Source organism: Bacillus sp. AP50, assembly GCF_040492675.1.
GTDB lineage: Bacteria > Bacillota > Bacilli > Bacillales > Bacillaceae_G > Bacillus_A > Bacillus_A cereus.
This window is the reverse complement of sequence record NZ_JBEUTW010000262.1, coordinates 1-7919: the sequence shown is the minus strand read 5'-3', so window position 1 is coordinate 7919 and position 7919 is coordinate 1. Positions and strand designations below refer to the sequence as shown.

Here is a 7919-nt window from a genome sequence, read left to right as displayed (position 1 = left end):
AAATTAATATTTGCGAAATGAATAAAAGAATGTATAATGATAGACAAATAGTGCAAACGTTTTCATAGATTGAGATATTGTTTGCGCTTCAATTAAACTATTAAATGCAAACGTTTTCAGTTACTGAGGTACATAGACAATTTAGGGAGGTTTTTGGGATGAAGAAAGCATTATCATTATTAACGGTTTCAGCATTATCTATTGGTATGTTATCTGCATGTGGACCGAAAGATTCAGGGAAAAAAGAGGAAAGTAAAGCGAAAAAAGACTATGATCTTCTTGTTTGGGAAGATGATAAAAAAGGTGTTGGTTTAGAACCAGCAGTGAAAAGCTTTGAGGAAAAATATAAAGTAAAAGTAAAAGTTGTTGAAATGCAAATGACAGATCAAGTGAAGAAGTTACGCCTTGATGGGCCAGCGGGGACTGGACCAGATGTTGTAACATTGCCACACGATCAAATCGGAAATGCAGTAACAGAAGGTTTACTTTCTGAAGTGAAAGCAGATGATGCTGTAAAGAGTAAATTTACTAATTCATCAATAGAAGCACAGACATATAACGGAAAATTATATGGTTTACCAAAAGCAATTGAGACACCAGTCTTTATTTACAATAAAAAACTAATGCCAAAAGCGCCAGAAACGATGGACGAGCTGTTTAACTTCTCAAAAGAATTTACGAAAGATGGCAAGTACGGATTTTTAGCATTAGGAGATAACTTCTACTTTGCTAATGCATTCATGGCAGGTATGGGCGGTTATGTATTTGGTGAAAAAGATGGAAAGCCAAATGCAAGTGATGTTGGATTAAATAATAGTGGAGCAGTACAAGGTGCTGAATATCTTCAAAAATGGTACAAGGAAAAATTATTCCCAAAAGGTATTATCGGTGAATCAGGTGGGCCTGCTGCTGATGGACTATTCAATGAAGGAAAAGCAGCTTCTATCATGAATGGCCCATGGGCGTTCCAAGCAATGGAAAAGAACGGGATTGATTATGGCGTTGCTCCAATGCCGAAATTACCAAATGGTCAACCAATGAAAACGTTTGTTGGGGTTAAAGGATGGCATGTAACAAGTTTCTCTAAACAAAATGATTTAGCTACAAAATTCACTGAGTGGGTAACAAATGAAGAAAACGCAAAAATTCGATTTGAGAAAACAAAAGAAATTCCTCCAGTAAAATCAGTAATGGAAGATCCAATTATTAAAGATAACGAAGCTGCAAAAGCAGTTGCAACGCAATCTGAAAATGGAATTCCAATGCCAAACATTCCAGAAATGCAAGAAGTTTGGAAACCAGCTGGAGATGCGCTTCAATTAGTTGTTACAGATAAAGAGGCACCAAAAGCGGCGCTTGATAGTGCAGTGAAACAAATTAAAGGTAATATTGAGGCAAATCATAACAAGAAAAAATAAGGTGAAATTCGTGCCTCTAATATGAGAGGCACGAATTCTCTCCCTTCCATGTAGGAAGAAAAAAGGGGGAAGGAACATGCAAACATCTATGGAACCAGCAAATGGGTTAAACCATTCAAAGCATAGGAAAATGGCAACCATGTTATCAATCATTCCAGGCGTGGGCCAAATGTATAATAAACAATTTGTAAAAGGTCTTATTTTTCTAGTATTAACAGGTTCTTTTATTGTAGCCTTTGCTGATTTATTAAATATGGGATTATGGGGTATTGTAACGCTTGGTACAGAAGTTCCACGTGACCATTCTGTCTTTCTATTAGTAGAAGGAATCTTGGCCCTTATCGTTATCGCTTTTGGGCTAGGCATATATGCATTTAACTTATATGATGCATACCAAAATGGAAAGAAACGTGATAGCGGAACACCGTTAAATTCTGTAAAAGAGCAATATCGTAATTTGTTAGATCAAGGTTTTCCTTATTTAATGGTTTCACCAGGTTTTCTACTACTTATCTTTGTGGTCGTATTTCCAATCATCTTCGTAATTTTAATTGGATTTACAAACTATGATTTATATCATTCTCCTCCAGCTAAATTAGTAGATTGGGTGGGCTTTAAAAACTTTATTGATATTTTCACTTTACCGATGTGGAGAGAGACATTTGTAAGTGTATTCTCTTGGACTGTCATTTGGACATTCGTTGCAACAACATTACAAGTTGCACTTGGTATTTTCTTAGCGATTATCGTAAATCAGCCTGGTATTAAAGGAAAGGCGATTATTCGAACAATCTTCATTTTACCGTGGGCGGTTCCAGCATTCGTATCTATTCTTGTTTTCTCTGGTATGTTTAATGAAACATTCGGAGCGATTAACAATCAAGTATTAGCTTTATTCGGAATTGAAAAGATTGCTTGGATGACAGATCCATTTTGGGCGAAGATTGCTTTAATTATGATTCAAACGTGGCTTGGGTTCCCGTTTATCTTTGCGATGACAACAGGTATACTGCAATCGATTCCGGGAGAATTATATGAAGCGGCTACAGTAGATGGAGCGACAGCTTGGCAACAGTTTCGTAAAATTACATTGCCACTTGTGTTATATGCAACAGCACCAATATTAATTACGCAATATACGTTTAACTTTAATAACTTTAGTATCATCTATCTATTTAATGGTGGAGGTCCTGCTGTAGCTGGACAAGACGCAGGTGGAACGGATATTTTAATTTCATGGATTTATAAGTTAACGATGACTTCAGCGCAGTACGGAAAAGCAGCAGCTCTTACAATGATATTATCGTTAATTGTTATTACAGTTGCGTTATGGCAATTTAAGAGAACAAAATCATTCCAAGAAGAGGATATGATGTAAATGAATATTAAAAGACAGAAGATGTTACGTCTCTCATTAAGTTATTTAGTTATTTTCGTAATGTGTGCCATCATTTTCTATCCGTTATTATGGATTATTGGCTCATCGTTTAATCCAGGTGATAGTTTATCTGGATCAAGTATTATTCCACAAAATGCAACGTTAGATCATTATCGTAAGTTATTAGATCTAGAGAATAGTAATTACTTACTATGGTATAAAAACACATTAAAAGTAAGTGTTTTAACGATGATTTTCTCAGTGTTAGCAATTAGTTTTACCGCTTATGCATTTTCGAGATATCGTTTTGTTGGAAGAAAAAATGGTTTATTAACATTTTTAATTCTGCAAATGATTCCAAACTTTGCAGCGTTAATTGCTTTATACGTATTAGCTCAATTAACAGGATTAATTGATACACACCTTGCATTAATTTTAATTTATGTAGGCGGGGCTATTCCGATGAATACATGGCTTATGAAAGGGTATTTTGATACGATTCCGAAAGAACTGGATGAATCAGCTCGAATGGATGGAGCAGGACATTTTCGTATTTTTTGGCAAATCATTATGCCACTTGCAAAGCCAATCGTAGCGGTTGTAGCGTTATTTACTTTCATTGGTCCATTTACAGATTTCATTTTAGCGAGTATTATTTTGCGAACACCAGAAAATTATACTTTAGCAGTTGGATTATATGAAATGGTTGCGAAGAAATTCGGTAATGAATTTACAACGTTTGCAGCGGGTTCTGTGTTAATTGCGATCCCAATTTCAATTTTATTCCTATCACTACAAAAATACTTTATTTCTGGTTTAACAGCTGGAGGTACAAAAGGATGAAAAATGGGACATTACGTCCCATTTTTCTTTTCATCTCCCTATAAATAAGTTTATAGGGAGATGAAAAGAGATTTGACATCACATGTGAAAAGAAGTGAAATAAATAGTATATTATAGTATAGGAAAAAATAGCTATATCCCTTACAATACATGAAGAGGGAGAATAGGATTAGTTTTGCAAGATATAAGAAATGAAAGTTTATGACTTGCAATGAGTGCGAGATAAAATATATGAAAAATGGCAGAGAAATGAGAGGAGGGGGATTTTTATGACAGTTACAATTAAAGATGTGGCGAAGCAAGCGAATGTTGCACCATCAACAGTTTCTCGTGTAATTGCTGATAATCCAAGTATAAGTGAAAAGACAAAGCGCCGTGTTAGGAAAGTGATGAGTGAATTAGGGTATCATCCCAATTTAAATGCGAGAAATCTTGCGAACCAAACGACGAAAACACTTGGTCTTGTTATGCCAAGTTCTGCAAGTAAAGCTTTTCAAAATCCATTTTTCCCAGAAGTTATAAGAGGGATTAGTTCATTTGCACACGTAGAAGGTTATGCGCTTTACATGTCGACAGGTGAAACGGAAGAAGAAATTTTTAATGGTGTCGTAAAGATGGTACAGGGACGCCAAATTGGTGGCATTATTCTTTTATATTCAAGGGAGAATGATCGGATTATTCAATATTTACATGAACAAAATTTCCCGTTTGTTTTAATAGGAAAACCATATGATCGAAAAGATGAAATTACATATGTAGATAATGACAATTATACAGCTGCAAGAGAAGTGGCAGAATATTTAATTTCATTAGGGCATAAGCAAATCGCGTTCATTGGTGGTGGATCAGATTTACTTGTAACGAGAGATCGTTTAGCTGGTATGAGTGATGCCTTGAAATTAGCAGACATTGTATTACCAAAAGAATATATTTTACATTTTGATTTTTCGAGGGAAAGTGGTCAACAAGCTGTTGAGGAATTAATGGGACTGCAGCAACCGCCAACGGCAATTATGGCAACGGATGACTTAATTGGACTTGGTGTGTTAAGTGCTCTTTCTAAAAAAGGATTCGTTGTACCGAAAGATGTTTCTATTGTAAGCTTTAATAATGCTTTATTATCAGAAATTGCGAGCCCTCCACTTTCGACAGTTGATGTGAATATTTATCAGCTAGGATATGAGGCAGCAAAAGCTTTAGTTGATAAAGTAGAGAATGCAGAATCCACTGCAAAGTGTATCATTATTCCTCATAAATTACTAAAACGTCAAACTTGTGATCATTATGCATAAAAAAGCTAAGAGTTTAACTCTTAGCTTTTTTCATTAGAAAGGCTTCTAATCGGTCGCAGCCTTCTTTTAAAGTTTCGATACTATACGCATAGGACAAGCGAAGGTAGCCTTCACCGTATTCAGAGAATGCTGTTCCAGGAACTACAGCTAGTCCCGCTTCTTTGACAAGATCAAGTGCAAAATCAAATGATGAAGATGTCAAATGACCAACATATGGGAATAAGTAAAATGCACCTGTTGGCTTTTCAACTGTTAATCCCATTTGAGTGAGTCTATTATATACGTAATCACGGCGTTTTTTATATTGGTGGCGCATCATTTTTGGTGCGTCTTTAGCTGCTGTTAATGCTTCAATTGCAGCGTATTGAGCGATTGAAGTAGCACACGTTACATTGTATTGATGAACTTTTAATATGTGTCCTGCTAAATAGCTTGGTGCGAATAAAAGTCCAACACGCCAGCCGGTCATAGAATGTGATTTAGATAAACCGTTAATGACAATTGTCTTTTCACGCATTTCTGGGAAATGTGCGATAGATGTATGCTTTTGTTCATATACAAGCTCGCTATAAATTTCATCTGAAAGGACGAAAATATTTTTATCTTTTAAAACATCTACAATATCTTTTAATTCTTCTGTGGATAAAGTTACACCAGTTGGATTAGAAGGATACGGTAGTACGATACATCTTGTTTTTTCTGTAATAGCATTTTTAAGCGCTTCAGCTGTTAAACGAAATCCAGTTTCACGAACATCTACAAAAATAGGCGTTGCACCGCATAATCGAATAATAGGTTCGTAGCCTGGATAAATAGGAGCAGGTAAAATTACTTCTGTTCCTGGCTCTAAAATCGTTCGGAATGCAACATCAATTGCTTCGCTAGCACCGATTGTAACGATGGTTTCGTTTTCAGGTGAGTAATGTAAATCGTAGTTATCTTTTACGAAGTTACAAGCTGCCTTACGTAATTCTAGTAAACCAGCGTTATGTGTATAGCTTGTATAGTTTTCTGTAATAGCCCGTTTTGCCGCTTCTTTCACGAGAGAAGGTGTAGGGAAATCGGGTTGTCCAATTGTTAAAGAAATCAAATTACCATAGTTTTGAATCATGTTAGAGAATTGACGGATTCCAGAAATTTGGATATCCTTCACTCTAGGGTTAATGAATTGTTCCATTGTATCTCCCTTTCTTCCGTTTGAAAATTAAGTTCATTTTATCATATTTTCTATGATTACGCTTTGTATATGTTATTTAGAAAGAGAGAGAAAAGAGAAAAAAAGCCGCTATAAGCGACTTTTTAATATCCGTATTCCCAATCTATTTCATCTTCATTCCAGAGTACAGAGGATACCTTGCCAAGGTGAACAACTGATTCGTTCACAGCACATGTGCAGTTTTCTTCTCCCGCTTTATGCTGTAACTCTTCATATACTGATTTTTCAACATTTTCTAGAACAACCAAATTTTCTTCTTTTAAAACAAGCGTAGTACCCGCCATATTTATCTTCCTCCTACTAAAGTAATGATCACTTATTTGTAAACATAGATAGTATGGATTATATGCTGTATTTTGCTATAGTTGTCCGTCTAAAAAAGTATTTTTATATTTTCTTTGTAATCCGTATTCATTGTATACTGCACGAAGGAAATTTGGTACAGGGTTTACAATCATTTCGAAAATCTGTAACAATTATTATGAGTTGTTAACAAAGAATTAACAAATATGTTAAGAAAAATCAAAATTTTAAAACAAATACACCTATAAAATGATATAATCATATCAAAATACATATAGGGGATGAGAGGTTATGGAGCTTATCCGTGATTTATTGATTCAAATTGCCATCATAATTTTGCCACTATTTTTATATGAAGCGATTCGTTTAAATCGCTATCAAGAAATGCCTCCGAAGCCAAATCGTTACTTTATTATGTTTTTATCTAGCGTTACGCTCGTTCTCTCCATGACATACTCTATTTGTTTTGGCAATGTGTGTGGGTATAACTTTCACCCCATTCCAATTGTCAGTGGTTTTTTATATGGTGGGATTGTTGGTTTAATCCCAGCGGTTATTTTTGTTGCATATGAATGGTTACTAAAGGGAATGAGCTTTCTTCCAGTTTTAGAAGTAATATTTTTATTGATAGTTCCGCTATTTTTATCAAAGAAATGGTCTCTTTTTTCAAGGGATAAGAAATTAATTTTAGCATTTATGATTTCATCATTTTATGTGCTTGTTTCTTTAGTATTAGGCATGATTAATGTTCTTTTGGAAACAGGATTTACACCGTATATTTCGCAAATATATAGCGGATTTATATTTGCCTCGCTTATCATGGTCATGACAATGGTATTCCAGGTGTATTTAACTGAATATTTAAATGAAAATGCATTGCTACGTACAGAGATGCAAAAATCAGAAAAGCTTAATATTGTAAGTGAGTTAGCAGCAAGTGTGGCACATGAAGTTCGAAATCCACTAACTGTTGTTCGTGGATTTATCCAATTGCTAGAAAGTACGGAAGATGTGAAGAATAAGGATTATATGCGTCTCGTATTAGCTGAATTGGATCGGGCGGAACAAATTATTTCAGATTACTTAAATTTAGCAAGGCCGCAAATTGAGAAAAAAGAACACATTTGTTTATCAGCCCAATTAATAGAAATGACCACTCTTATGTCGTCATTTGCAGCGATGCAAGGTGTATATTTACAAGTTGAAATTTCAGAAAGCCTTTATACGATTGGTGATAAGACAAAATTGAAGCAAGCTATTATGAATGTTGTTAAAAATGGTATTGAAGCAATTCAAGGAAATAAAGGATATTTAAAAGTAACAGCTATTCAAAAAGATGAAACAATCATAATAAGAGTTAAAGATAGTGGTGTTGGTATGACGAAAGAACAGTTAGCAAGGCTTGGGCAACCATATTATTCTTTAAAAGAAAAAGGGACAGGATTAGGACTTATGGTAACATTTAGTAT

At 34.9% G+C, this 7919-nt stretch carries 7 protein-coding genes; 5 read left to right on the top strand and 2 right to left on the bottom strand.

Annotated features, from left to right (window positions below):
- Positions 1-158: 158 nt before the first annotated feature.
- The 4 genes from ABWK52_RS18870 to malR all read left to right on the top strand — a co-directional run bounded on the left by ABWK52_RS18870 (position 159) and on the right by malR (position 4931).
- Complete coding sequence (locus ABWK52_RS18870) at positions 159-1418, top strand: extracellular solute-binding protein (RefSeq protein WP_000709923.1); 1260 nt, start codon at positions 159-161, stop codon at positions 1416-1418.
- A gap of 76 nt (positions 1419-1494) precedes the next feature.
- Complete coding sequence (gene malC, locus ABWK52_RS18865; RefSeq protein ID WP_001194996.1) at positions 1495-2796, top strand: maltosaccharide ABC transporter permease MalC; 1302 nt, start codon at positions 1495-1497, stop codon at positions 2794-2796.
- Positions 2797-3639, top strand: coding sequence for a maltosaccharide ABC transporter permease MalD (malD, locus tag ABWK52_RS18860; RefSeq protein WP_001022608.1), 843 nt, complete (start codon positions 2797-2799; stop codon positions 3637-3639).
- A gap of 269 nt (positions 3640-3908) precedes the next feature.
- Complete coding sequence (gene malR, locus ABWK52_RS18855) at positions 3909-4931, top strand: maltose operon transcriptional repressor MalR (protein ID WP_000219053.1); 1023 nt, start codon at positions 3909-3911, stop codon at positions 4929-4931.
- Positions 4932-4944: 13 nt separating this feature from the next.
- Here the strand turns inward: malR and ABWK52_RS18850 are convergent, their stop codons facing one another.
- Positions 4945-6108 (bottom strand): aminotransferase A, encoded by a 1164-nt coding sequence (locus ABWK52_RS18850; RefSeq protein ID WP_000434600.1) that lies wholly within the window; start codon positions 6106-6108, stop codon positions 4945-4947.
- Between the two features lie 122 nt (positions 6109-6230).
- Positions 6231-6431, bottom strand: a complete 201-nt coding sequence (locus ABWK52_RS18845) for a hypothetical protein (RefSeq protein WP_000929280.1) — start codon at positions 6429-6431, stop codon at positions 6231-6233.
- Positions 6432-6741: 310 nt separating this feature from the next.
- Here ABWK52_RS18845 and ABWK52_RS18840 point away from each other — a divergent pair.
- Positions 6742-7919 (top strand): histidine kinase dimerization/phospho-acceptor domain-containing protein (locus ABWK52_RS18840; protein WP_353772071.1); only part of this gene is annotated, 1178 nt, incomplete at its 3' end.